Genomic DNA, 23743 nt, shown 5'->3' on the forward strand with positions numbered 1-23743 from the left:
GCCCTAGCGCTCCTCTGGCCGCGCGATGCGGTAGACCCCTTCCGGCAGATCCAGCGCCGCCGACAGGTCGCGCAACTGTGCCATCGACAGCGTCACAGTCACCTCCGCATCCCGCCGCGGGTCGAACTGGGACACGGTCACGCAATCCTCGAAGGCGCTGACCGTCACGTCCTCTTTCAAGGGCGCAGGCCCCTCATCGACAAGCGTAATCACCGTGGTGTCGAATTCGTGCTCGATCGTGAACATGGCATCCGAGGTATGCCCGAGGCCCACATGATGCAACCGTTCACATCCCTATCACTGGTCACCGACGCATCCGCTGCTACGATAAGGACAAAAGATTACAGGAGACCCCCATGATCCGTCTCGCCAGCCTCCTCGCTGCCAGCCTTGTCCTGGTCGCGGCCTGCGCCCCGGTTGGGCCAACGACAGCACCGGCCCCGGCCGCCCTGCCCCAACCCCAGGCCGACCGCATCGACCTGCAGACGGCCACGCGCAACTTCGCCGCCGTGGTCCGCCGGGTCGAACCCGTTGCCGAATCCTACTGCCGCCAGCGCCAGCCCACCTTCAACTGCGACTTCCTGATCGTGGTCGACGACCGCCCCGGCGTGCCCGCGAACGCCTTCCAGACGCTCGACCGTAACGGTCGCCCGGTGATCGGTTTCACACTCGCGCTGATCGCCGACACCCGTAACCAGGACGAAATCGCCTTCGTGATGAGCCACGAAGCGGCCCACCATATCGAGGGCCACCTCGCCCGCCAGCGCCAGGCCGCGACGGTCGGCGCGACCGTCCTCGGTCAGCTCGCCACCACGCTCGGCGACAGCGGGGCGAGCGTCCGCACCGCCCAGCAGCTCGGTGCGGCCGTCGGCGCGCGCACCTTCTCCAAGGAGTTCGAGCTCGAGGCAGACGCCCTCGGCACCGTCATCACCGCCCGCGCGGGCTACGACCCCCTCCGCGGCGCCGCCTTCTTCAGCCGCATCCCCGATCCCGGCGACCGCTTCCTGGGCACCCACCCGCCCAATGCCGAACGTATGGCTACGGTCCAACGGGTCGCCGCCGGTCTCTGATTGGAACGCAAGAAAGGCGAGGGTATGCTCCCTCGCCTTTCTTCATCCCGGGACATGAGAAGCGTTAGTCTTCCGTCCCGAACACCACGTCCAGAAATGTCAGGTCGTGGTCGAACGCTCCGGTCTCGAGGAAAGCCAGCACCTGCGCGATCACGATCGGATTGTTCATCAGGAAGGTATGGCTCACGGGCAGCACGATATGGTCCGCCATCCCCTCCATCCGCGTCGCCTTGACCGACACCTTGCCATCGTCCGGCCCGGCGATCACAGCCGACGTCACAGGGTTCACCGACCGGTCCCCGGCGATCACCCCGACCGTGTAATCGGGCGGCGGTAGCTGCAGCGGCACTGCATCGTCGCCTGTCCCCAGTTGCATCCCCGCCGGCCCGTTCATCCACTCGAACGGCGGGTAGTCTCCGAACACGTCCACCAGGTCTGACCCCTGATTGGGCGGCGCCAGCATCACGACCCGCCCCATCTGCTCGATCGGGTTCTCCGCCAGCCAGGCCCGAACGAGGATCCCGCCCATAGAATGGGTCACAAAATGGGTCACGTCGCCGTCGCAGGCCGCGACCGCCTGCGGCACCGTGGCGGACACCAGCGCCCCGATCTTGGCCTCCGTCGACGGGTAGGACGGTGCGACCACGCGATACCCCTCCGCCTCCAGCACCTCGCCCATCACCGTCAGCGACAGCGAGGTCCGCGCGAGCCCGTGCAGCAGCACGACACACTCCGCCGCGACTGCCGACGGCAAGAGCACCAGAAAGGCCAGAACAAATCTCATCCTTCGCACATAAGGCCGAATCACCGGTCTGCCTATCCGGCACGCTGCGTCGCTTGCAGCTGCCCCTGCGCCGCGCCACTCTCGGCGCCATGCCGATCCGCCTCGCCGTCCGCGGCCTTCTCCTGCTTGAGAACCGCCTCCTCCTCGTCAACGCCTATCGCGGCCGCGGCGACCTCTGGTGCGCGCCCGGCGGCGGCGTCGAACCGCACGCCTCGCTGCCGGACAACCTCGCCCGCGAGATCCACGAGGAAACCGGTCTCACCGTCGCCGTCGGCGCCCCCGCTCTCGTCAACGAGTTCCACGACCCCGAACGCGCCTTCCACCAGATCGAAATCACCTTCCGTTGCACGTTCGTTTCGGGCGACCCCCACGCCGACTGGACCGACCCCGAAGGCATCGTCACCCAGCGCCGCTGGGTCACGCGGGACGAAGCCGCAACCCTCCGCATCAAGCCCGACACCCTCCCCCGCCTCGCCTGGGAGGACAGCACCCTCACCTACGACCCGCTCGAACCGATCCTGCGCTAAGCGACAGCAAAACGCCTCCCAGCACCAGCGCGCCTCCAAGCAGCAGCCGCGGCCCGATGACCTCACCCAACAGCAGCACTCCGCCGGCGGCGGCGATCACCGGCACCGTCAGCTGCGCCACGGCCGCCCGGCTCGCGCCCAGCTGCGGCAGGATCCGGTACCACAGCGCGTAGCCCAGCCCGGACGTCACCGCGCCCGACAGAACCGCCAGCCCGACGCCGCGCCAGCTCGTCCCATCCGCCACGAAGACCCACAGAAGCAAGGCCACCGGCGCCGCCCACAGGAAATTCGCCGCCGTCTCCCCCAGCGGATCCGCCGCCCCGCGCCCCAGCAGCGAATAGACGCCCCAGCCGCCCGCCGCGGCCAGCATCAGCCCCGCCGCCCAAAGATCCGGCGACGCGGCCCCGGGCGCCAGCAACCAGCCCAGCCCCGCCAGTGCCACCCCGGCCCCAAGCCAGCGCAGCAGCGGGATCGCCTCCCGCGACAGAACCGCGCCGGCAAACATCGTCACCTGCACACCGCCGAACAGGATCAACGCCCCCAGCCCGGCATCGAGGCTCACATAGGCGAAGGAAAATCCCAGCATGTAGACGGCCAGCGCCCCCGCTCCCACAGGCCGGAACGCAAACCGCGCCCGCCCGCGCCACAGAACCAGCGCGGCCAGCATCAGGGCGCCCGAGACCAGCCGCACAGCCGCAAAGGCCGCAGGCCCGATCGCGCCCCCATCCAAGGCCATCCGGTTCAGCACGGAATTGGCCGCGAACGCGACCATCGTCACTGCCGTCAGTAGAAAGATCCGCATCCGGCAGAGATGTCAGATCTCTTCGCCCTTCTCCAGCAGCCGGTCGATCAGCTGGCGCTGCAACGGCTGACTATCCCCGCCCCCGAACTGCATCGCACCCCCGGTATAGAGCGAGCCATAGGTCGTCGCGACATTGATGGTCTGCCCGATCCCGCTGATGAACTGATCCCGCTTGAGCGGCGACAGCGGATGAATGAACACACTCCAAAGCCGCCCGTTCGCCACCGCATAGCGCGCGTCCAGGGCACTGTCGAAATTCGCCTGCATCAGCCGCATCAGCTCGTCGTTGCTCAGCCCGTCCGCCGACCGGATCGGCACCATCGCGCGCATCCGATCCGCCAAGGGATCGGTCACGATCAGTACCGGAATATCATCGATCGTCAGCTCGATCACATTCCCCTGCGCCCGCGCTTCCGGGTCCAACGCCTCAGCAATCCGCGCCATGCGCTCCAGCGTCATCGGCGGCTCTGTCACCGAGAACTCCGGCCCCTCCTGCGCGGCAACCGGCGCTGCGAAAACAAGCAGAAGGGCAAAGGCGAAACGTCTCATGGCAACTCTCCGGGATCAGTCAGACCCAACCTAGGCGCAGCCCGCGCTCCTGAACAAACCACGCTTCGGTGACGAACCGTAACATTCGCCACCCCGCGGAACGTCCCCGAAGGCCGGGCGGGCGGGTGTCGCTAAGGCGCAGCCGAAAGCGCAGTCGCCCCGCCCGGATCTCAGGGCGCCGTCGCCACCGCGCGCCCGCCGATCAGCACCACAGCGCGCCCCGTCTGAAGCGCTACGAGGTAAACCAGCCCCGTCACCAGATACGTCCCCACGATCAGCAAAAGCAGCTCCCACCCCCAGGGCCACGCCACCTGCGCCAGCATCGACAGCCCGATCAGCACCACCGGAAAGTGCAGCACATAAAATGGAAACACCGCGCGCGTCAGCCAGGACAACGCCCGTCCGGGCCGCCGCAGATATCGCGCCGCCAGACCCATCACGGCAAAGGCCCACATCCAGGCATTCGCGCCTTCGACTGCCGCAAAGGCGACAGGCAGCGCGCCGTAGGCGGGCGCAATCCCCTGCGCCGCCCATCCGCCTTCGGCCAGCGCCACGCCGTATGCCTCCGATCCCTCAAGCCCTGCCCCCAAAAGCACCACCTCCGTGGCAAAGGTCAGCACCCCGAGCCCCAGAAACCAGAACGCCCGCCGCTCCAGAACGGCCAGAACCCGCTCCGCGTGGATCCCGATCAGATACCCCCCGGCAAAGATCCCGAGATACCAGGGAAACTGATACCCCTCCCCCGCCACCGCCGCCCCGAACGGTTTGGCGGTTATCGCGATGAACGTCACAACCAGAACAATCGCCGCCAGCAGCGCCGGGGCTGAAACCGTCCACCCCGCGATCCGCTCCCGCAGCCGCATCACCGGCCAAAGGATCAGCGTGTAGGCCGCAAGGCTCAGCAGAAACCACAGATGATGCACGTGATTGAGCCGCGGATGGCTCAGCCACTCCCACCAGAAGGCGAAAAACCCCAAAGCCGGACCAGCCGGTACGGCGGCTACCCCGCTCGTCACCGCCCCCGCCCGGTAGAGCGCATAGCCCGACAGCATGTTCAGGAACAGCACGCCGAAGACGACCGGCACCAGAAGCCGCCACATCCGCTTGCCGATGAACCCGCCTGTCACCCCGCGCCGCGTTGCGAACGCCGTCCCGATCCCGGCGATGACGAACAGGGACGGCAGCCGCCAGCCATGGCTGAAGTAAATCGCCAGCTCCAGCCCCGGCCCCGCCAGCCGGTCATTCACCAGTCCATATATCGGCTCTCCGAACGCGACAAAGCCCGTCGCCGCGTGGTGCGGCACCAGCAGCGCGAACAGCAGGATCCGCAGCCGGTCGATGTCGTAGCGACGCTCCATAAAAACCCCCCGGCAGTTCTCGACCAGACAACGGTCCTTCCCCTAGGCCATCACCCGCAGCAAGGAAAACGCCCAACTACGCCCGGCCCGACACGCAATGCATGTCTCTTCGCTCCCGGGCTCATCAGTGTTCCCCATTCAGAGACAGTCGCGCGCGTGAATCCGGCCTCCAGCAAGTCAAAAAAGCTACCTTAAGTAGATTATTCGGCTCAAAAAATAACCTAAATGAGAAGAAAACTGCCTATCATAGAATATTGAGCCACCATAATTCTCGTTTAAGTGGTAATCCTTGGAAACAATCTAGACGAGGCAGGCTGCAGGAAATTTATCGACGAACTTAGTTTTTTGCCCTTCGAGGAGCTCACGATGGCAACATTCAACGAGACGATCGATTCACCGGGATCCTTCAATTTTGCGTTCCCTGCTAACGGCGAAGACAACACCCTGATTGCAACGGTCGACCTGCCACCCGACGTCAATTCGCTTACCTTCGATATCCAGTCCGCCCAGAATGTTCTGCTTGACGACGGAAACATTGAAACCGTGGTGCTGAACGTGCCTCCCGGTTTCACAATTACCCAGACATCGTCCCAAACCTTCGGCACCGAAGATCCCCCGTTGCAGCTCAACACCTATCTTATCGCGAACGAAGACGGTGTCATTGTTGGAACCGGCCAGATCGCGGCCAACGACATCACTATCAACGAAGACTTCATCATCTGTTTCACGCCGGGCACCCTGATCCGCTGTGCTGGCGGGTCGCTTCGTCCGGTCGAGGCGCTCAAGCCCGGGGACATGGTCGATACGTTCGACAACGGCCCCTGCCGTGTCAGGGACGTCGCGCGCAGTGTGTTGTCAGAGCAACTTGTCTCCCGAATGCCGAAATACACACCCATCCATTTCGACGCCGGGGCCATCGGCAACACCCGGGCTTTCGCGGTCTCTCCACAGCACCGCATTCTTTTGCGAGGGCACGAGTTTGAGATGCTCTTCGCGGAAGAGGAAGTTCTCGTACCCGCTCACCTCCTCCAGAACGGGTCGAGCATCCGCCGCGCGACAATCGACGGGCCGGTCGAATACATTCACCTCCTGCTCGACACGCACGAGATCGTCTGCTCAGACGGGATCTGGTCCGAGACACTCGTCCCCGGATGCCAGGCGATGCTCTTTGCCGGCGGGCTCGCCATGATCGAAGATTTCGCCGACGAACTGCCCTCCGCCCGCCCATCGCTCAAAGGGTGGGAGGGGCGGCTCATCGGGCAGCACTACACAGAACACCTTCCGGCGATGGCCGCGGCAGCGCCGGCCCCCGTCATGCCGGAACTCGCCGTTGCCTAAAAAGAAAGGGGCCCGAACCGGGCCCCTTCCCTGACTGCCAGAACGGCAGGCGTGCTTACATCATGCCGCCCATGCCGCCCATGTCGGGCATCCCGGCGCCTGCCGGTTCGTCCTTCTTGGGCGCATCCGCCACCATTGCTTCGGTGGTGATCAGCAGACCGGCAACCGACGCTGCATCTTCCAGCGCGGTGCGCACGACCTTTGCAGGGTCGATCACGCCGAACTTGAACAGATCGCCATATTCCTCGGTCTGGGCGTTGAAGCCAAAGGACGCATCCGAGCTTTCGCGGATCTTGCCCGCAACGACCGCACCGTCGACACCCGCATTCTGGGCGATCTGGCGCAGCGGCGCCTCAATGGCGCGACGGATGATCGTGATACCGGCATCCTGATCGGAGTTCTCGCCCTTCAGGCCGTCCAGCGACATGGCCGCCTTGACCAGCGCAACACCGCCGCCCACGACAACACCTTCCTGAACCGCCGCACGGGTCGCGTTCAGCGCATCATCGACACGGTCCTTACGCTCTTTCACTTCGACCTCGGTCATGCCGCCAACGCGGATGACAGCAACACCACCGGCGAGCTTGGCAACCCGCTCCTGCAGCTTCTCACGGTCGTAGTCCGACGTGGTCTCTTCGATCTGCTGACGGATCTGGTTGACCCGTGCTTCGATCTCGGCCTTCTCACCGGCACCGTCAACAACGGTGGTTTCGTCCTTGGTGATCGAAACCCGCTTGGCAGAGCCCAGCATGTCGATCGTGACGTTTTCCAGCTTCATGCCCAGATCTTCGCTGATCACCTGACCACCGGTCAGGATTGCGATGTCCTGCAGCATGGCCTTGCGGCGATCGCCGAAGCCCGGCGCCTTGACGGCCGCGATCTTCAGACCGCCGCGCAGCTTGTTGACGACCAGCGTGGCCAGAGCCTCGCCTTCCACGTCTTCCGCGATGATGAGAAGCGGCTTGCCCGACTGGATCACCGACTCGAGCAGCGGAACCATCGGCTGCAGCGACGACAGCTTCTTCTCGTGAAGAAGGATCATCGCGTCTTCCAGCTCGGCCGTCATCTTGTCGGCATTGGTCACGAAGTAAGGGCTCAGGTAGCCACGGTCGAACTGCATCCCCTCGACCACGTCGGTCTCGGTCTCGAGGCCCTTGTTCTCCTCGACGGTGATGACACCCTCGTTGCCGACCTTCTGCATCGCATCCGCGATCTGGCGGCCGATCTCGACTTCGCCGTTGGCGGAAATCGTGCCGACCTGCGCAACTTCGTCGCTGTCGTTCACGTCGCGCGCCATGCCGCGGATCTGCTCGACGATCTTCGACGTAGCCAGGTCGATGCCACGCTTGAGGTCCATCGGGTTCATGCCGGCGGCAACCGACTTCATGCCTTCGCGGACGATGGCCTGGGCCAGAACCGTGGCGGTCGTGGTCCCGTCGCCGGCCTCGTCATTGGTGCGGCTGGCCACTTCCTTGACCATCTGCGCGCCCATGTTCTCGAACTTGTCCTCAAGTTCGATCTCCTTGGCGACCGTCACACCGTCCTTGGTGATGCGCGGCGCACCGAAGCTCTTGTCGAGAACGACATTGCGGCCTTTGGGGCCTAGCGTCACCTTTACGGCGTCGGCCAGGATGTTGACGCCGCGCAGCATGCGATTGCGGGCATCGGTTTCGAATTTGACGTCTTTAGCAGCCATGAATGGTGCTCCTGATGTCTGGAGTTACGGTTGGTGGTTTGTGATGACGCGCGGCTTTCAGGCAGCCTTCGCGGCAGCTTTCCCGTCGAGGATACCGAGGATGTCGCTCTCTTTCATGATAAGCAGCTCCTCACCGTCGATCGTGATCTCGGTGCCCGACCATTTGCCGAACAGGATCCGGTCGCCGGCCTTGACGTCCATCGCAATCCGGTCGCCGTCATCGTCCTTGGCGCCCGCACCAACGGCGACGACTTCGCCTTCCGCCGGCTTTTCCTTGGCGCTGTCGGGAATGATCAGCCCGCCTGCGGTTTTCTCTTCGCTTTCCACACGGCGCACCAGCACCCGGTCGTGAAGCGGTGTAAATGCCATCTTTGCAGCTCCCTGGCTCAAAGTTTCATTGCTCCCTGAGCGATGGCAGAGCCTTGGTCCAAGCGCTCCGCCAGCCCGTTAGCACTCCCCGATAGAGAGTGCCAACATCCGGTCATGTAGAAATCCCGATGGGAGGAGTCAACACCGCCCGCGCCCTGTTTTTCCGCTTGACCGCCACCTATTGAGCCGCCAGCGCACCTCGCCTACCTTCGCGCCAATCCGCAGTAAGGACATCCCCATGATCCGCACGCTTTTCGCCCTGTTTCTCGCGCTCGGCCTCAGCCAGGCCGCCGCCGCCCGCTGCACCGGAACGGGCTATTACGAAAGCCTCTCCGCCCAGGATCAGGCCGCGATCAACGCCGCCACCGCGGCAACGCCCTACGGCACCGGCCGCGTATGGGAGGCCAGGCAGGGCGGCACCACGATCACGCTGATCGGTACGATGCACCTGCCCGATCGTCGGCACCGGACGCTTCTCAATGCCCTGTCCGATCGTCTCGCCACGGCGGAACTCCTCCTCCTCGAAGCCGACGCCGCCGAAGAGGCGCGCCTTCAGCAGGCGCTGGCGAGCGACCCCCGTCTGCTCCTGATCCCCGGCCCGTCACTCCCCGAACGGCTGCCCGAGGATGAATGGCAGCGCCTCTCCCGTCACATGTCGGACCGCAACATCCTTCCCGCGATGGGCTCCCGCTTCCAGCCGTGGTTCCTGTCCCTCATGCTGTCCGTCCCGCCCTGCGCGATGCCAGGTTTCCTCAGCGGCCAGGGCGGCCTCGACAAGCGGCTGGAACAACAGGCGACGGAACGCAGCATCCCCACCGCCTCGCTTGAACGCTTCGACACCGTCTTCAACCTCTTCAACACGATCCCGCTGGACGAGCAGATCGAGCAGCTCATGATCTCGCTGATCGACGAAGACATCGCCCGCGCCCAGCACGTCTCGATGGTCGACGCCTATTTCGATGGCGAAACCGCCCGCATCTGGGAGACGTCGAAGCGCGCCGCGCGGACACTGCCGAACCTCAGCGCGGCCGAGATCGAGGCGCTTCTGGATCAAACCGAGGACCTGCTGATCACCCGCCGTAACGAGGCCTGGATCCCGGTGATCGAAAACGCCGCCCGGGGCCGCCGTCACATCGCCGTCGCCGCCGGCGCCCTTCACCTGCCGGGCGAACAAGGCGTCCTCAACCTCCTCGCCCGCCGCGGCTGGACCATCACCTCACTCGCCCGCTGACCTACTGTTCCATCGTCGTGAAGATACCGGGATCGACCGAGGTGACGTGGCGTACGACTTTCCACTCGTCACCCACATCCGCGAACTCGTCCGTGATCAGTGCCGTGGAGACAACGGCAGGCGCCTGTTCCCGCTCCAGCACCGTCAGGTAATAGGTCGAGACGATGCGATCGCCCTGCTGCTCCATCATCAGGTTGGTCGCGACATGCCGCTTGCCCACGATGAAACCGCTCGCCTGGTTCTCTTCGAGAAAAGTCCTGATCCCATCACGAGACGTGTATTGTTCTCCAAAGCCCGGATCGAACACGAACTCGTCGGCATAGAAGTCCAGATAGGCGTCGTTATCCACGTTATCGACCGCCCGGTTCATCCCGGCAATCAGGGCCTGGATCGCCAGTTGATCCTCCGTAGACGGCAACTCCTGCGCAAAGGCAGGGCCCGAAATGGCCAGTGCGCCAGCGAAAGCAGCGGATTTCAGAAAAGCTTTCATTGTTCTCGATGCTCCATGGTCGGTTTCACTTATCGGCCATAGATGGATCGCTTTCAAAAATGGATTAGCCCATCAAATCAGATATAATCCATTCATGAATGACTTAATAGACAGCCATGTCGCCGACCTCGCCCTCTTCGTCCGCGTGGCCGAGGCGGGCGGTTTAACCGCCGCGGCTCGTACGACAAAGATCCCGCAGGCCACCATCAGCCGACGGATCGCAAAACTGGAACACCAGTTCGGCGTCTCGCTCTTCGAGCGTACGACGAGGCGGATCGCCCTGACCGAAGCCGGGCGGGAGGTCTTCGATCGCGCCCGCCCCATGCTCGATCAGGCCGAAGCCGCAGGCGCCGTGCTTGCCGCCACCCGCAAGGAACCCTCCGGCACCCTGCGCGTCACTGCCCCCGTGATCCTCGGCCAGGCCGTGGTGCAGCGGGTCGCCGTCGACTATCTGGAACGCTATCCCGAGGTCGCAATCGATCTTCACCTGACCACCGCCGGAACCGCCTTGATACAAGACGGCGTCGACCTCGCCATCCGCCTCGGCCGCCTCCCCGATACCGGTCTCCATCTTTTCAGCCTCGGAAAAACCCGCCCCCGGCTCGTTGCCCCGCCCGGCTGGCCACCGATAACCGAGCCGCGCGATCTGTCGGGCGCTCCCGTGGCCATGCTCGCCCCCCGCCTGACCGATGAACCGCTCACGCTGATCCGCGGCGGAAAGGTAGAGCGCATCCGTGTCGAAAAGCGGCTCGTCACCAACGATATCTCCGCCATCCGCGACGCGGCAGCCCGCGGCCTCGCCCTCGCGATGCTCCCCAGCTTTCTGACGCCCGATCCGCTGATCCCCATCCTCCCCGGCTGGAGCCTGGCCGAAATCGAGGTGAACGCCTTCACCACAGCCGCCCGGGCGAACCTCCCGAAAGTGCGGCGCTTCGTCGACGCCCTCCGCCTGGAGCTTCAGGCACTCGGCGACTGACCCCGCCCCCGATCCGGTCGTCCCTTTCGGACGCGGCAAGCCCAGCGCCCTCCGGCATCGGCGGGCGAGGGCGAACGTCGTGCGACCGGCATGCGTGGCGTGTCGCGGTCCCGTGATATGAAAAAGGCCGCTCCCTTGGGAAACGGCCTTTCCTGTCAACGCCTATGGTGGACTCAATCGGCCGTCAGAAGGGGCGGCTTGTCGCCCTTGCCGATGCGGGCCTTCTCCGGCTCTTCGATCTTCAGATCCAGCTTGCCGTCCTTGATGCCGACCCGCACGTTGCCGCCCTTGGCGAGCTTGCCGAACAGCAGCTCTTCGGCCAGCGGCTTCTTGATGTGCTCTTGGATCACGCGGCCCAGGGGACGCGCGCCCATCTTGTCGTCGTAGCCCTTTTCGGCCAGCCATTCAGCGGCGGGCTTGGTCAGTTCGATCGTCACGTTGCGGTCGATCAGCTGTGCCTCGAGTTGAAGGACGAACTTCTCGACCACCTGCAGGATCGTGTCCTTCGGCAGCGGCGCGAAGGAGATGACCGCATCCAGACGGTTGCGGAATTCCGGCGTGAAGGTCCGCTCGATCGCGGCCGTATCCTCGCCCTCGCGCCGGTCGCGGCCAAAACCGATGGCGGCCTTGGCCAGTTCCGCGGCACCCGCATTCGAGGTCATGATCAGGATCACGTTGCGGAAATCTGTCGTCCGGCCGTTATGGTCGGTCAGCTTCCCGTGATCCATGACCTGCAGCAGGATGTTGTAGACATCCGGATGCGCCTTCTCGATCTCGTCGAGCAGGAGGACGCAATGGGGGTTCTGGTCGACACCGTCGGTCAGCATCCCGCCCTGGTCGAAGCCGACATAGCCCGGAGGCGCGCCGATCAGGCGGCTGACGGCATGCTTCTCCATGTATTCCGACATGTCGAACCGCATCAGCTCCACCCCGAGGGTCGAGGCGAGCTGCTTGGCGACCTCGGTCTTGCCGACGCCGGTCGGGCCCGCGAACAGGTAGTTGCCGATGGGCTTCTCCGGCTCGCGCAGACCCGCACGGCTGAGCTTGATGGCCGACGACAGCGCCTCGATCGCGGCATCCTGGCCGAAGACGACGCGTTTGAGCGTCTTCTCCAGATCCTTCAGCACCTCCGCATCGTCCTTCGAGACGTTCTTGGGCGGGATCCGCGCGATCTTGGCCACCACCGCCTCGATCTCTTTCGTGCCGATGGTCTTGCGGCGCTTGGATTCCGCGACAAGGTGCTGGGCCGCGCCCGCCTCGTCGATCACGTCGATCGCCTTGTCGGGCAGCTTGCGGTCGTTGATATAGCGTGCCGACAGCTCCACCGCGGTCTTGATCGCGTCGGAGGTGTACTTGATCGAGTGGTGGTCCTCGAAATAAGGCTTGAGCCCGCGCAGGATCTTCACCGCATCCTCGACCGACGGCTCGGTCACGTCGATCTTCTGGAACCGGCGGGACAATGCGCGGTCCTTCTCGAAATGCTGGCGGAATTCCTTGTAGGTGGTCGAGCCCATGCAGCGCAGCTTGCCGCCCTGAAGCGCAGGCTTCAGCAGGTTCGAGGCATCCATCGCCCCGCCCGACGTCGCCCCGGCGCCGATCACCGTATGGATCTCGTCGATGAAGAGGACGGCATCGGGATGCTCCTCAAGCTCCGACACGACCGCTTTCAGCCGCTCCTCGAAATCACCGCGATAGCGCGTCCCGGCCAGCAGGGCGCCCATGTCGAGCGAATAGATCGTCGCCGATTCCAGGACATCCGGCGTTTCGCCATCGACGATCTTGCGCGCCAGCCCCTCGGCAATCGCCGTCTTGCCAACGCCCGGATCACCCACCAGCAGCGGGTTGTTCTTCCGGCGGCGGCAGAGCACCTGGATGCAGCGCTCGACCTCGTGGTCGCGGCCGATCAGCGGGTCGACATCGCCGCGCCGGGCCTTGGCATTCAGGTCCACGCAATACTTGGCGAGCGCCGATTCCTTTTCTTCCCCGGGATCAGCCGCCTGCGCCTCTTCCTCGATATCGCTGGCGCCGGTCACCGGGCGGCTTTCGCCATAGGCCGGATCCTTGGCCACCCCATGGGCAATGAAGTTCACCGCATCGTACCGCGTCATATCCTGCTGCTGCAGGAAGTAGGCGGCGTTCGATTCGCGTTCGGCGAAGATCGCGACCAGCACGTTCGCGCCGGTCACTTCCGTCCGTCCGGAGGATTGCACATGGATCGCCGCGCGCTGGATCACCCGCTGGAACGCGGCGGTCGGCACCGCTTCGGACCCTTCGACATCGGTCACAAGGTTGGAAAGTTCGTCCTCGATGAATTCCTGCAGCGTCTTGCGCAGTTCTTCGAGGTCCACAGAGCAGGCCTTCATGACGCGCGCCGCGTCGGGTTCATCGATCAGCGAGAGCAACAGATGCTCCAGCGTGGCAAGTTCATGGTTGCGCGCATTGGCGATGGCCAGCGCGGAATGGATGCTCTGCTCAAGCGTGGACGAGAAAGACGGCACGTCGCGTGCTCCTCTAGATCGGGGTCGGCGGGGGGCGTCTGACGGGCCCCGTCCTGACCGTGGCCTCTTACATCTTAAAGTTCGGTTTTAATAACCGCTCTTCAAGGAGATTCTTTGTTCAGGTGGTCACATTTCCCCGTGATCGGGTCCATGATGCCTCCAAACCGACCAAACCCACAGCCCGAAAGCCGCGCAATCCGTCAGAAGTTGTCCCTGCGTTTGCGGATCTCGGCAAAGACCTCCACGTCAGAGGCATCGGCCATCCCGATCGCCTCTTTCAGCGTCGGATCGTCGGCCCGCAGGAACGGGTTGGTGCGTTTCTCTTCGGCGAGGGAAACAGGAACGGTCGGCTTGTCGTCGGCGCGCAGCGCCTCTGCCGTCCGCTGACGAGAGATAAGTGCATCGCTGTCAGGTTCAAGCGTCAGGGCGAAGCGGATGTTCGTCTCGGTATATTCGTGGCCGGAATAGACGGTTGTGTCGTCCGGCAGCTTCCGCATCTTCAGAAGGCTCTCCCACATTTGTGCGGGCGTGCCTTCGAACAGCCGTCCGCAGCCGCAGGACATCAGGCTGTCGGCCGAAAAAAGCGCCTGCGCCCCCGGCATGTAAAAGGCGATATGGCCGATCGTATGGCCGGGCACGTCGAGGATATGGACCTCTTCGCCCGCAACAGCCTCCACATCCGTCTCGCCCACGGCGATGTCCAGCGGCGGCAGACGCTTCTGGTCGGCCTGCGCGCCGATCACCCGGCAATCGTAGATCCGGTGCAGCTCTTCCACGCCGTCGATATGGTCGGGGTGGTGATGGGTGATCAGCAGATCCGACAGCTCCCAACCGTGGCCCACCAGCACCTCGCGGATGGGTTCGACCTCCGGCGCGTCGACCAGCGCGGTGCGGCGCGTCACATCGTCATGAAGGATGTAGGCATAGTTGTCTGAAAGGCACGGAACGGTGAGGATGTGCAGGGGCATGGCTATTTGGTCCACGATGATTATCTTCAGGTCAACCCGAACGGTCTGAGGCGGTTCCTGAATGCATCTCGATGTGCTGGACCTAAGGCGCTTTTATTATCGCAGCGCCCTTGGCCGCGCCGTCCAACGCGTGATCCGTGACCGCCTTCTGCAGATCTGGCCCGCCGAAGAGGATATCTTGCGCAGCCAGACCGTCGCGGGGTTCGGGTTCGCCGTTCCGCTGCTCAGACCATACCTCAAAACCGCGCGCCGAACCATCGCGCTGATGCCCGGGCCGCAGGGCGTGATGCCGTGGCCCGCGGGCGAGGCCAATGTCAGCGTTCTGTGCGAAGACACCCTCTGGCCGGTCAATACGGGCACGGTAGACCGTCTGGTGCTGCTCCACGGGCTCGAGACGTCGGATCATGCGCCAGCTTTGCTGGATGAATGCTGGCGCGCCCTCGGCCCCGGCGGGCGGGCACTCTTCATCGTGCCGAACCGCGCCGGGATCTGGGCGCGCCGCGACCGGACGCCCTTCGGCTTCGGGCGGCCCTATTCGACCTCGCAGCTGGAGGATCAGCTGGCCAAGCACCGCTTCGTCACCGAAACCGTGGCCTCTGCGCTCTACCAGCCACCGACCGACCAGCGGTTCTGGCTCAAGACCGGCGGCATGCTCGAACGGGTCGGCCGGGCCTTGCCCGCCGTGGCGGCAGGTGGTGTGCTGATGGTGGAGGCCAGCAAGCAGGTCGCCGCCCCCACACGCCCCGGCCTGCCCGAGGCCGTCCGCCGCCCCCTGCGGGTGCTCGAAGGCATCGGGAGCCCGCAGCCGGAACCGGCGCGGCGCACATCCACTAAGTAGGCATCTCTGCGACTCGATTAGGGTCGCGTCTGACCCTCCCCTTCGCAGAAAGAGGCACCTCCCGATCCATAAACCGCCACCTATGCGACCTTAACAGACACTTACCAAAACCGACCGGCCGCACCGTTAACCACGCTTTCCAGCCTCACGCCCTCCGACGTGATGCCGACCCAATGCGGCCCGAATGCCGCCTCCTCATTTCGCCTGGTTCTCCGCGCTTAACCCCCGATTCGCGACCATCCCGGGGGGCGTCATATGCACCCACAACGATCCGTTAAGACCTTTGGCGAGCTAGACGAGCAACCGCGTCCCCTCCGGCGTCCCGATCTCCGCGCGCAGAGCAACCTCGTCTGCTCGCTCGAACGTAATCCGGTCATCCTGAAACTGCGGCTCAAGCAGCCCGGCGACCTCCGAAGCCTTCGGATGCCGGATCTCCAGCCGCTCCAGCCGGCATTCCAGATCCGCCATCGCCGCCCCCGGAAACGGCCGCATCGGCCATTCGATCAAGGTGGGAAAGGCCCCGCCGAACGGCAGCTCCCCATCCGGGCGCACCGCGATCCGCCAGCGCAGATCGCCCCGCGTCATCTCAAGCGGCTCGCCCATCCCCTCGGGCAAAGCGGCCAGCGTCGCATCCAGATCCTCGCACCGGCAAAGCCAGGTGGATAGCCGGGCCGGCGCCCCGCCAATCCGGTCGAACCCGAACCAGCGCGGCCTGTCGGGCGCGGACGCCTCGGGGTTTATCGCAATGATTTCAAGGAACTCGTCCGGGAAAAGCCGCATCAGCCGGTTATGCGTTCCCATCCGCGGATGCGCCCCGCCCGGCGGCACGATCAGCCCCAGCCGCGCCTCGACATGGGCCAGGCCCGCCTCCAGCGACGGGGCGGTGACGGCCAGATGGTCAAAGGTGATCTGCATCGAATCCTCCCGCAAACGGCCCTGAAATGACAAAAGGTCGCGCCCTGATAGCGCGGCGGCTCCTCCCACGGCAATCGCCGCGCGCCGTGGGAGACGTCCCGTATTTACAAGCCTTTCCACCCATTTCCCCACCATACACCTTTGCCCCATCGTGGCGGTTGCGGCGTCCAGAACCCTCTGTTACATCGCCCCTGATTTTCCCGGGGGACCACCTATATCCCCCGACAAAGCGCCGTGCGGACCCTCACCCGCCGGCCAGACGATCGGAAGGGTGCTCGTGTCGGAAACAGCGTCGATTTCAACTGGCATTGCCGGCCGTTATGCCTCCGCCATCTTCGAACTGACCCAGGAACAGAAGTCGCTCGACACGCTGGAGAAGGACGTCGATGCCCTCTCTGCGGCCGTGGACGAAAGCGATGACCTCAAGCAGCTGCTGACCTCGCCCATCTACAGCCGGGACCAGCAGGAGAAGGCGATCGGCGCCGTGGCGGAAAAGATGGGCCTCAGTGCCACGATGACCAACACGCTGCGCCTGATGGCCCAGAACCGTCGTCTGTTCGTCGTGCCCGCCCTGATCGCCCAGCTGCGCGAGAAGATCGCGAACGCCAAGGGCGAGATCACGGCGGATGTCGTCGCCGCCAAGGCGCTGACCAAGGCCCAGTCCGACAAGCTCGTCAAAGTGCTCAAAGAGCGCTTTGGCAGCGATATCAAACTGAATTCCTCCGTCGATGAAAGCCTCATCGGCGGTCTTGTCGTCAAGGTCGGCTCGAAGATGATCGACACCTCGATCCGCTCCAGGCTCGACGCGCTCCAGAACACCATGAAAGAGGCCCGCTAATGGCGATCCAAGCTGCGGAAATCTCCGCGATCCTCAAGGACCAGATCAAGAATTTCGGCCAGGAGGCCGAGGTGGCCGAGGTCGGCCGGGTGCTGAGCGTCGGTGACGGTATCGCGCGGGTCTACGGCCTCGACAATTGTCAAGCCGGTGAAATGGTCGAGTTTCCGGGCGGGATCCGGGGCATGGCGCTGAACCTCGAATCCGACAATGTCGGCGTCGTGATCTTCGGCTCGGACCGGGACATCAAGGAAGGCGATACCGTCAAGCGCACGAAGTCCATCGTGGACGTGCCGGTGGGCGACGCCCTTCTGGGCCGGGTCGTCGATGGCCTGGGCAATCCGCTCGACGGGAAGGGCCCGATCGAGACGTCGCAGCGCAGTGTCGCCGACGTCAAGGCGCCCGGCATCATCCCCCGCAAATCCGTGCACGAGCCCATGGCCACCGGCCTCAAGGCCATCGACGCCATGATCCCGATCGGTCGCGGCCAGCGCGAGTTGATCATCGGTGACCGTCAGACCGGCAAGACCGCCGTGGCGCTCGACACGATGCTCAACCAGAAAAGCTACAACGACGACGCGGGCGACGACGAATCGAAGAAGCTCTACTGCGTCTACGTCGCCATCGGGCAGAAGCGGTCGACCGTGGCCCAGCTGGTGAAAAAGCTCGAGGAAACGGGCGCCATCGACTACTCGATCGTGGTCGCTGCAACGGCCTCCGAACCGGCGCCGATGCAGTACCTCGCCCCCTACACGGCGACAGCGATGGCCGAATTCTTCCGCGACAACGGCCGGCACGCCCTCATCGTTTACGATGACCTCTCCAAGCAGGCCGTGGCCTATCGCCAGATGTCGCTCCTCCTCCGCCGCCCGCCGGGCCGCGAGGCCTATCCGGGCGACGTGTTCTACCTCCACTCCCGCCTGCTGGAGCGGTCGGCCAAGCTGAACGAGGATAACGGCGGCGGTTCGCTGACGGCGCTGCCGATCATCGAAACCCAGGGCGGTGACGTCTCGGCCTTTATTCCGACCAACGTGATCTCGATCACCGACGGCCAGATCTTCCTCGAGACGGAACTGTTCTACCAGGGCATCCGCCCCGCCGTGAACACCGGCCTCTCGGTGTCGCGCGTGGGCTCTTCCGCCCAGACCTCGGCCATGAAATCGGTCGCCGGTCCGGTCAAGCTGGAGCTTGCCCAATATCGCGAAATGGCGGCGTTCGCCCAGTTCGGCTCCGATCTTGACGCGTCCACGCAACGCCTGCTGAACCGCGGCGCGCGCCTTACCGAGCTGATGAAACAGCCGCAATACGCGCCATTAACCAATGCTGAGATCGTTTGTGTCATCTATGCCGGCACGAACGGCTATCTGGATGACCTCAAGGTCGATCAGGTCGGCAAGTTCGAGGAGGGGCTGTTGCACCACCTGCGGACCAAGCGGAAAGACGTTCTCGATCACATCACGAACGAGGACCCGAAGATCAAGGGAGATGCGGAAGAGAAGGTGAAAGCGGCGATCGACGAGTTCGCCAAGGACTTCGGATAATCCGCGATGCCTTCCCTTAAGGATCTCAAAAACCGGATCGAGACGGTCAAGTCGACCCGCAAGATCACCAAGGCGATGCAGATGGTCGCCGCCGCCAAGCTGCGCCGCGCGCAGGAGGCGGCCGAGATGGCCCGCCCCTATGCCGAACGGTTCAATGCCGTGATGGCGGGGCTTGCCGCATCCGTCGGCGACAGCGACAGTGCGCCCAAGCTGCTGGCGGGCACCGGGTCGGACGAGACCCACCTGCTGGTCGTCATGACGGCCGAGCGCGGGTTGTGCGGCGGGTTCAACGCCAATATCGCGAAGCTGGCCAAAGCCAAGGCCAAGGAGCTGAGAGCGGCGGGCAAGACGGTCAAGTTCCTGACCGTCGGCAAGAAGGGCCGCGATGTCCTGCGGCGCGACTGGTCCGATGCCTTCGTGGGTCATATCGACCTGACCGAGGTCAAGCGGGTCGGCTATGTCGACGCCCAGAACGTGGCGCGCGACATCCTCGCCCGCTTCGACGACGGGGAGTTCGACGTGGCGACGCTCTTCTACTCCAAGTTCGAGAACGTCGTCAGCCAGATCCCGACCGAGCAGCAGCTGATCCCCTACGAGGCGCCGGAAGAGGTGGCCGAGGACAGCTCCACGCTCTATGAGTACGAGCCGAGCGAGGAGGAGATCCTTGCCGATCTGTTGCCCCGCGGCGTCGCCACCGCGATCTTCTCCGCCTTGCTGGAGAATGGTGCGGGCGAACAGGGCGCGCGGATGTCGGCCATGGACAACGCGACCCGCAACGCGGGCGAGATGATCGACAAGCTGACCATCGAATACAACCGCTCGCGTCAGGCGGTCATCACCAACGAACTGATCGAAATCATTTCGGGCGCCGAGGCGCTCTAAGGAACCGGAGACCGGACAATGGCAAACGCAAAAGGCAAAGTGACCCAGGTCATCGGCGCCGTCGTCGACGTGCAGTTCGAGGATCACCTGCCGGAGATCCTGAACGCGCTTGAGACCGATAACAACGGATCGCGCCTCGTTCTCGAGGTTGCGCAGCATTTGGGCGAAAACACTGTCCGCACGATCGCGATGGACGCGACCGAAGGTCTGGTACGCGGCCAGGAGGTGAAGGACACCGACGGCCCGATCCGCGTCCCCGTGGGCGACGCAACGCTGGGCCGGATCATGAACGTGGTCGGCGAACCGGTGGACGAAAAGGGCCCGATCGGCGCCGACGACCACCGCTCGATTCACGGCGACGCGCCCGATTTTGAATCGCAATCGACGTCGTCTGAAATCCTCGTCACGGGCATCAAGGTCATCGACCTGCTCGCGCCCTATTCCAAAGGCGGCAAGATCGGTCTCTTCGGCGGCGCCGGCGTGGGCAAGACGGTGTTGATCCAGGAACTGATCAACAACATCGCCAAGGTGCACTCGGGCTACTCGGTCTTCGCCGGGGTGGGCGAGCGGACCCGCGAGGGCAACGACCTTTACTACGAATTCATCGAATCCGGCGTCATCAATGCCGACGACCTGACGAAATCCAAGGTGGCCCTCGTCTACGGCCAGATGAACGAACCGCCGGGCGCCCGGATGCGCGTCGGCCTGTCCGGCCTGACCATGGCCGAACAGTTCCGCGACCAGTCCGGCACGGACGTTCTGTTCTTCGTCGACAATATCTTCCGCTTCACCCAGGCCGGGTCCGAGGTGTCGGCGCTTCTGGGCCGCATCCCCTCTGCCGTGGGCTACCAGCCGACGCTGGCGACCGATATGGGCGCTTTGCAGGAACGGATCACCTCGACCAAGAACGGCTCGATCACCTCGGTGCAGGCGATCTACGTGCCCGCGGACGACCTGACTGACCCCGCCCCGGCCACATCCTTCGCCCACCTCGACGCAACGACGGTTCTGTCGCGCGCAATCTCCGAGCTTGGGATCTACCCGGCCGTGGACCCGCTCGATTCCACGTCGCGGATCCTCGACCCGGCGGTCGTCGGAGAAGAGCATTACGGCGTCGCCCGTGACGTCCAGGGGATCCTTCAGCGCTACAAGTCGCTGCAAGATATCATCGCGATCCTCGGGATGGACGAGCTTAGCGAAGAGGACAAGCTGACCGTGGCCCGCGCCCGGAAGATCCAGCGCTTCCTCAGCCAGCCGTTCGACGTTGCTGAGGTCTTCACCGGATCGCCCGGTGTTCAGGTGCCGATCGAAGACACGATCGCCTCGTTCAAGGCGGTTGTCGCCGGCGAATACGACCACCTGCCCGAAGGCGCCTTCTACATGGTGGGCGGCATCGACGACGTGAAGGCGAAAGCCGAGAAGATGGCGGCGGACGCCGCCTGAGGAGGGCAAGATGGCCGACACGATGCAATTCGATCTGGTCAGCCCCGAACGGCGCCTCGCCTCCGTCGAGGCGAGCGAGGTGCAGATCCCGGGCAGCAATGGCGATATGACTGTCATGGCAAACCACGCCCCGGTCATCACAACGTTGCGGCCGGGTATCCTGCGGGTCGCCCACGGTGGTGAGACGGACGAGTATGTCGTCTCGGGCGGATTTGCCGAGATCACCTCCGAAGGTCTGTCCGTGCTGGCCGAGAAGGCTCTGCCGCGGCAGGAGGTGACCCAGGAAGAGTACGAGGCGATGGTTGCCGAGGCACAGGCCGCCTACGACGCCAAGAAAGAAGCCGCGCAGAAAGAGAACCTGCCGGGGCCTGTGGATGAGGCGGCCAAGCTCCTCTCCGACATGGTTGCGATCGGGGATCACATCGGCCTTTCGACCAAGCAACCCAACCTGTGATTTAGAGATCTTGCCACGGAAGGCCCCGCATTTGTGGGGCCTTTTGCTTTTTGACTTTGCTCTTTCTTTCCGGATGTTAGGCTGTTCAGCCGGGAGGGTAAGTCATGAAGCAGTTGTTTTCGCCTGTGATCGGGGTTGATCAGGGCGAGGTTGTTCTATTCTCGGATTTTGCAAATGGCGGTGAGATGTGGGCCGGCGAGGGCCCGCGCTCGGTGCAGAGCGAAGTGGCATTTTCTCAACCTTTTCGAGAGCCCCCGGTCGTTCAGGCAAATCTCAGCATGTGGGACATCGCCGGCGGGAAAAACGCGCGGATCGATCTTTCAGCCGTGAACGTCACACGGGACGGTTTCACGCTGCTTCTGAAGACGTGGGAAGACACCAAAATCGCGCGCGTCCGGGCCGGCTGGATCGCGATAGGGTCGCTCTTCGATGAAGACGGCTGGGACGTCTGACCGCACCGTCTCAGGCAGCGGTATAGAACCCTTCGTAGATCGGCTCGAGCGTGTTCGTCTCAAAGAGGGAAGACACGCTGGTGCCGTTCCAGATATTCAGGATGGCCTGGGCGAACATCGGCGCGGTCGGCACAATCCGGATATTCGGGGCCGCCTTGGTCGCCGCTGAAGCCTCGATCGAATCGGTGATGACCAGCGACTTCATGACCGATTTCGTAATCCGCTCGACCGCCGGGCCGGAGAGGACCCCATGGGTGATGTAGGAATGGACCTCGGTCGCGCCGTTCTCGACCAGCACCTCGGCTGCCTTGCAAAGCGTCCCGGCCGTGTCGCAGATGTCGTCGACGATGATGCACCGCTTGCCTGCCACATCGCCGATCACCGTCATCTCGGCCACTTCGCCTGCCTTTTCCCGCCGCTTGTCGACGATCGACAGCGGCGCCTTGATCCGCTGGGCCAGCTCCCGCGCGCGGGCCACGCCGCCCACATCGGGCGAGACGACCATCACGTCGTCCATCTTCTGGAAATGATGCAGGATATCGAGCGCAAAGATCGGCGAGGCATAAAGATTGTCGACCGGCAGGTCGAAGAAGCCCTGGATCTGGGCGGCGTGCAGATCCATCGTCAGCACCCGTTCTATCCCCGCCTCGGCGATCATGTTGGCCACCAGCTTGGCCGTGATCGGCGTGCGGGCCTTGGTGCGGCGGTCCTGCCGCGCATAGCCGAAATAGGGAATCACGGCCGTGATCCGCGCCGCCGACGACCGGCGCAGCGCATCCGACATGATCAGCAGTTCCATCAGGTTGTCGTTGGCCGGGTTCGAGGTCGACTGGATGATGAACATATCCTCGCCGCGCACATTCTCGAACACTTCGACGAAGATCTCCATATCGTTGAAGCGTTCGACGCGGGCATCGACAAGACCGACGGTAATCCCGCGATGCATCGACATCCGCCGCGCCACCGCCTGCGCCAGCGGCCTGTTCGCGTTCCCGGAAATAAGTTTGGGCTCCTGAACATTTGCCATCGTAATCTCCCCGGGGCCGCAACGATCTTTCGTGACGGATTCGTGACGTTGACACGGCTTAGCACGGGGTTAGCGTGGCGCAAGAAAAAGGGGGGAAACAATGGCGCATATCGATTACTTCTTCGCGACAATTTCGCCGTTCACCTATCTGGCGGGCACCCGGCTGGAAGAGATTGCGGGGCGCCACGGGGCGACGATCACCTACAAACCGCTTGATATCATTGCCTTGTTCGGGCGGACGGGCGGCGTGCCCCCGAAGGACCGGCACGAAAACCGCAAGGCCTATCGCCTGCAGGAGCTGCGGCGGGGTGGCACGAAGGCGGGTCTCAAGCTCAACCTGCAGCCCGCGCACTGGCCCACGAATCCCGCGCCGTCCTCCTACGCCATCATCGCCGCGCAGAAAGAGGGCGGCGGCGATCTGGGCACGCTGGTCCACGGCATCTGCCGCGCCTGCTGGGCCGAGGAAAAGGACATCGCGCAAGACGACGTCATCAAGGCCTGCCTCGAGGCCGCCGGTTTCGATCCGGGGCTCGCCGACAGCGGCCTCCTGTCCGGGGCCGAGACCTACGCCGCGAACCTGGAAGAGGCCGTGTCCCGCGGGGCGTTCGGCGCCCCCTTCTACATCACCGACGGGGACGAGCGGTTCTGGGGTCAGGACCGGCTCGACGACCTCGATGCGCATCTGGCGGGCCGTCTCTAA

Annotated in this window: 25 protein-coding genes; 13 read left to right on the forward strand and 12 right to left on the reverse strand. The window is 64.2% G+C overall.

Annotation, left to right across the window (positions count from 1 at the left end):
• Nucleotides 1-3: 3 nt before the first annotated feature.
• Nucleotides 4-246, reverse strand: a complete 243-nt coding sequence (locus tag AADZ90_RS14900; protein WP_367310734.1) for a DUF8831 family protein — start codon at nt 244-246, stop codon at nt 4-6.
• A 110-nt stretch (nt 247-356) separates the two neighbouring features.
• Here AADZ90_RS14900 and AADZ90_RS14905 point away from each other — a divergent pair, with 110 nt between their 5' ends.
• Nucleotides 357-1070: a M48 family metallopeptidase gene (locus tag AADZ90_RS14905; RefSeq protein WP_367310733.1), complete on the forward strand. Its 714-nt coding sequence runs from the start codon at nt 357-359 to the stop codon at nt 1068-1070.
• A 64-nt stretch (nt 1071-1134) separates the two neighbouring features.
• Here AADZ90_RS14905 and AADZ90_RS14910 read toward each other — a convergent pair whose 3' ends face one another.
• Nucleotides 1135-1854, reverse strand: a complete 720-nt coding sequence (locus AADZ90_RS14910) for an alpha/beta fold hydrolase (protein WP_367310732.1) — start codon at nt 1852-1854, stop codon at nt 1135-1137.
• Nucleotides 1855-1943: 89 nt separating this feature from the next.
• Here AADZ90_RS14910 and AADZ90_RS14915 point away from each other — a divergent pair, with 89 nt between their 5' ends.
• A complete protein-coding gene (locus tag AADZ90_RS14915) occupies nt 1944-2381 on the forward strand; it encodes an NUDIX domain-containing protein (protein WP_367310943.1) in 438 nt (145 codons plus the stop codon).
• Here AADZ90_RS14915 and AADZ90_RS14920 read toward each other — a convergent pair.
• The 3 genes from AADZ90_RS14920 to AADZ90_RS14930 form a co-directional block, all read right to left on the reverse strand.
• Nucleotides 2347-3183, reverse strand: a complete 837-nt coding sequence (locus tag AADZ90_RS14920) for a DMT family transporter (RefSeq protein WP_367310731.1) — start codon at nt 3181-3183, stop codon at nt 2347-2349. The two genes, AADZ90_RS14915 and AADZ90_RS14920, sit on opposite strands and share 35 nt — an antisense overlap.
• A gap of 12 nt (nt 3184-3195) precedes the next feature.
• Nucleotides 3196-3732 carry a hypothetical protein gene (locus AADZ90_RS14925; protein ID WP_367310730.1) on the reverse strand — a complete coding sequence of 179 codons (537 nt, stop codon included), beginning with the start codon at nt 3730-3732 and terminating at the stop codon, nt 3196-3198.
• Between the two features lie 170 nt (nt 3733-3902).
• On the reverse strand, nt 3903-5090 hold the full coding sequence (locus AADZ90_RS14930; RefSeq protein WP_367310729.1) for an acyltransferase family protein: 1188 nt from the start codon (nt 5088-5090) through the stop codon (nt 3903-3905).
• A 366-nt stretch (nt 5091-5456) separates the two neighbouring features.
• Here AADZ90_RS14930 and AADZ90_RS14935 point away from each other — a divergent pair, with 366 nt between their 5' ends.
• Nucleotides 5457-6428, forward strand: a complete 972-nt coding sequence (locus AADZ90_RS14935; RefSeq protein WP_367310728.1) for a Hint domain-containing protein — start codon at nt 5457-5459, stop codon at nt 6426-6428.
• A gap of 55 nt (nt 6429-6483) precedes the next feature.
• On the opposite strand, the gene groL is transcribed toward AADZ90_RS14935, so the two are convergent.
• Nucleotides 6484-8124, reverse strand: a complete 1641-nt coding sequence (gene groL / locus AADZ90_RS14940) for a chaperonin GroEL (RefSeq protein WP_367310727.1) — start codon at nt 8122-8124, stop codon at nt 6484-6486.
• Nucleotides 8125-8181: 57 nt separating this feature from the next.
• Nucleotides 8182-8493 carry a co-chaperone GroES gene (gene groES / locus AADZ90_RS14945; protein WP_367310726.1) on the reverse strand — a complete coding sequence of 104 codons (312 nt, stop codon included), beginning with the start codon at nt 8491-8493 and terminating at the stop codon, nt 8182-8184.
• 238 nt (nt 8494-8731) lie between these two features.
• Between groES and AADZ90_RS14950 the strand changes: the two genes are divergently transcribed.
• Nucleotides 8732-9724: a TraB/GumN family protein gene (locus AADZ90_RS14950; protein WP_367310725.1), complete on the forward strand. Its 993-nt coding sequence runs from the start codon at nt 8732-8734 to the stop codon at nt 9722-9724.
• Nucleotide 9725: 1 nt separating this feature from the next.
• Here the strand turns inward: AADZ90_RS14950 and AADZ90_RS14955 are convergent, their stop codons facing one another.
• On the reverse strand, nt 9726-10214 hold the full coding sequence (locus AADZ90_RS14955; RefSeq protein ID WP_367310724.1) for a nuclear transport factor 2 family protein: 489 nt from the start codon (nt 10212-10214) through the stop codon (nt 9726-9728).
• 94 nt (nt 10215-10308) lie between these two features.
• Here AADZ90_RS14955 and AADZ90_RS14960 point away from each other — a divergent pair, with 94 nt between their 5' ends.
• A complete protein-coding gene (locus tag AADZ90_RS14960; protein WP_367310723.1) occupies nt 10309-11190 on the forward strand; it encodes a LysR family transcriptional regulator in 882 nt (293 codons plus the stop codon).
• Between the two features lie 173 nt (nt 11191-11363).
• Here the strand turns inward: AADZ90_RS14960 and clpA are convergent, their stop codons facing one another.
• Nucleotides 11364-13688, reverse strand: a complete 2325-nt coding sequence (gene clpA, locus AADZ90_RS14965) for an ATP-dependent Clp protease ATP-binding subunit ClpA (protein WP_367310722.1) — start codon at nt 13686-13688, stop codon at nt 11364-11366.
• Between the two features lie 200 nt (nt 13689-13888).
• Complete coding sequence (gloB, locus tag AADZ90_RS14970; RefSeq protein WP_367310721.1) at nt 13889-14656, reverse strand: hydroxyacylglutathione hydrolase; 768 nt, start codon at nt 14654-14656, stop codon at nt 13889-13891.
• A gap of 61 nt (nt 14657-14717) precedes the next feature.
• Here gloB and AADZ90_RS14975 point away from each other — a divergent pair, with 61 nt between their 5' ends.
• Entirely contained in the window at nt 14718-15494 is a 777-nt protein-coding gene (locus tag AADZ90_RS14975; RefSeq protein ID WP_367310720.1) for a class I SAM-dependent methyltransferase, read from the forward strand.
• A gap of 291 nt (nt 15495-15785) precedes the next feature.
• On the opposite strand, the gene AADZ90_RS14980 is transcribed toward AADZ90_RS14975, so the two are convergent.
• On the reverse strand, nt 15786-16409 hold the full coding sequence (locus tag AADZ90_RS14980) for a VOC family protein (protein ID WP_367310719.1): 624 nt from the start codon (nt 16407-16409) through the stop codon (nt 15786-15788).
• 277 nt (nt 16410-16686) lie between these two features.
• On the opposite strand from AADZ90_RS14980, the gene AADZ90_RS14985 reads away from it, so the two are divergent.
• The 6 genes from AADZ90_RS14985 to AADZ90_RS15010 all read left to right on the forward strand — a co-directional run bounded on the left by AADZ90_RS14985 (nt 16687) and on the right by AADZ90_RS15010 (nt 22016).
• Complete coding sequence (locus AADZ90_RS14985) at nt 16687-17247, forward strand: F0F1 ATP synthase subunit delta (protein ID WP_367310718.1); 561 nt, start codon at nt 16687-16689, stop codon at nt 17245-17247.
• On the forward strand, nt 17247-18785 hold the full coding sequence (gene atpA, locus AADZ90_RS14990; RefSeq protein ID WP_367310717.1) for a F0F1 ATP synthase subunit alpha: 1539 nt from the start codon (nt 17247-17249) through the stop codon (nt 18783-18785). The genes AADZ90_RS14985 and atpA overlap by 1 nt, the downstream gene beginning before the upstream one ends.
• Nucleotides 18786-18791: 6 nt before the next feature.
• Nucleotides 18792-19667 (forward strand): F0F1 ATP synthase subunit gamma, encoded by an 876-nt coding sequence (locus AADZ90_RS14995; protein WP_367310716.1) that lies wholly within the window; start codon nt 18792-18794, stop codon nt 19665-19667.
• An 18-nt stretch (nt 19668-19685) separates the two neighbouring features.
• The gene (atpD, locus tag AADZ90_RS15000; protein ID WP_367310715.1) at nt 19686-21110 is read left to right on the forward strand and encodes a F0F1 ATP synthase subunit beta; all 1425 of its coding nucleotides are present in this window, start codon (nt 19686-19688) and stop codon (nt 21108-21110) included.
• Nucleotides 21111-21120: 10 nt separating this feature from the next.
• A complete protein-coding gene (locus AADZ90_RS15005) occupies nt 21121-21564 on the forward strand; it encodes a F0F1 ATP synthase subunit epsilon (RefSeq protein WP_367310714.1) in 444 nt (147 codons plus the stop codon).
• A gap of 104 nt (nt 21565-21668) precedes the next feature.
• A complete protein-coding gene (locus AADZ90_RS15010) occupies nt 21669-22016 on the forward strand; it encodes an H-type lectin domain-containing protein (protein ID WP_367310713.1) in 348 nt (115 codons plus the stop codon).
• A gap of 10 nt (nt 22017-22026) precedes the next feature.
• Here the strand turns inward: AADZ90_RS15010 and AADZ90_RS15015 are convergent, their stop codons facing one another.
• Complete coding sequence (locus AADZ90_RS15015) at nt 22027-23043, reverse strand: ribose-phosphate pyrophosphokinase (RefSeq protein WP_367310712.1); 1017 nt, start codon at nt 23041-23043, stop codon at nt 22027-22029.
• A gap of 100 nt (nt 23044-23143) precedes the next feature.
• On the opposite strand from AADZ90_RS15015, the gene AADZ90_RS15020 reads away from it, so the two are divergent.
• The gene (locus AADZ90_RS15020) at nt 23144-23743 is read left to right on the forward strand and encodes a 2-hydroxychromene-2-carboxylate isomerase (protein WP_367310711.1); all 600 of its coding nucleotides are present in this window, start codon (nt 23144-23146) and stop codon (nt 23741-23743) included.

The sequence above is a fragment of the Aestuariibius violaceus genome (genome assembly GCF_040779325.2).
Taxonomy (GTDB): Bacteria; Pseudomonadota; Alphaproteobacteria; order Rhodobacterales; family Rhodobacteraceae; genus Aestuariibius; species Aestuariibius violaceus.

Bases quoted from the DNA above. Each gene is read 5' to 3' on its own strand.
- AADZ90_RS14995 (WP_367310716.1), top strand. From the start codon at position 18,792: ATGCCTTCCCTTAAGGATCTCAAAAACCGGATCGAGACGGTCAAGTCG.
- atpD (WP_367310715.1), top strand. From the start codon at position 19,686: ATGGCAAACGCAAAAGGCAAAGTGACCCAGGTCATCGGCGCCGTCGTC.
- AADZ90_RS14900 (WP_367310734.1), bottom strand. From the start codon at position 246: ATGTTCACGATCGAGCACGAATTCGACACCACGGTGATTACGCTTGTC.
- AADZ90_RS15005 (WP_367310714.1), top strand. From the start codon at position 21,121: ATGGCCGACACGATGCAATTCGATCTGGTCAGCCCCGAACGGCGCCTC.
- AADZ90_RS14975 (WP_367310720.1), top strand. From the start codon at position 14,718: ATGCATCTCGATGTGCTGGACCTAAGGCGCTTTTATTATCGCAGCGCC.
- AADZ90_RS14980 (WP_367310719.1), bottom strand. From the start codon at position 16,409: ATGCAGATCACCTTTGACCATCTGGCCGTCACCGCCCCGTCGCTGGAG.
- groL (WP_367310727.1), bottom strand. From the start codon at position 8,124: ATGGCTGCTAAAGACGTCAAATTCGAAACCGATGCCCGCAATCGCATG.
- AADZ90_RS15020 (WP_367310711.1), top strand. From the start codon at position 23,144: ATGGCGCATATCGATTACTTCTTCGCGACAATTTCGCCGTTCACCTAT.
- groES (WP_367310726.1), bottom strand. From the start codon at position 8,493: ATGGCATTTACACCGCTTCACGACCGGGTGCTGGTGCGCCGTGTGGAA.
- atpA (WP_367310717.1), top strand. From the start codon at position 17,247: ATGGCGATCCAAGCTGCGGAAATCTCCGCGATCCTCAAGGACCAGATC.
- gloB (WP_367310721.1), bottom strand. From the start codon at position 14,656: ATGCCCCTGCACATCCTCACCGTTCCGTGCCTTTCAGACAACTATGCC.
- AADZ90_RS14950 (WP_367310725.1), top strand. From the start codon at position 8,732: ATGATCCGCACGCTTTTCGCCCTGTTTCTCGCGCTCGGCCTCAGCCAG.
- AADZ90_RS15015 (WP_367310712.1), bottom strand. From the start codon at position 23,043: ATGGCAAATGTTCAGGAGCCCAAACTTATTTCCGGGAACGCGAACAGG.
- AADZ90_RS14915 (WP_367310943.1), top strand. From the start codon at position 1,944: ATGCCGATCCGCCTCGCCGTCCGCGGCCTTCTCCTGCTTGAGAACCGC.
- AADZ90_RS15010 (WP_367310713.1), top strand. From the start codon at position 21,669: ATGAAGCAGTTGTTTTCGCCTGTGATCGGGGTTGATCAGGGCGAGGTT.
- AADZ90_RS14930 (WP_367310729.1), bottom strand. From the start codon at position 5,090: ATGGAGCGTCGCTACGACATCGACCGGCTGCGGATCCTGCTGTTCGCG.
- AADZ90_RS14905 (WP_367310733.1), top strand. From the start codon at position 357: ATGATCCGTCTCGCCAGCCTCCTCGCTGCCAGCCTTGTCCTGGTCGCG.
- AADZ90_RS14925 (WP_367310730.1), bottom strand. From the start codon at position 3,732: ATGAGACGTTTCGCCTTTGCCCTTCTGCTTGTTTTCGCAGCGCCGGTT.
- AADZ90_RS14960 (WP_367310723.1), top strand. From the start codon at position 10,309: ATGAATGACTTAATAGACAGCCATGTCGCCGACCTCGCCCTCTTCGTC.
- AADZ90_RS14910 (WP_367310732.1), bottom strand. From the start codon at position 1,854: ATGAGATTTGTTCTGGCCTTTCTGGTGCTCTTGCCGTCGGCAGTCGCG.
- AADZ90_RS14935 (WP_367310728.1), top strand. From the start codon at position 5,457: ATGGCAACATTCAACGAGACGATCGATTCACCGGGATCCTTCAATTTT.
- AADZ90_RS14920 (WP_367310731.1), bottom strand. From the start codon at position 3,183: ATGCGGATCTTTCTACTGACGGCAGTGACGATGGTCGCGTTCGCGGCC.
- AADZ90_RS14955 (WP_367310724.1), bottom strand. From the start codon at position 10,214: ATGAAAGCTTTTCTGAAATCCGCTGCTTTCGCTGGCGCACTGGCCATT.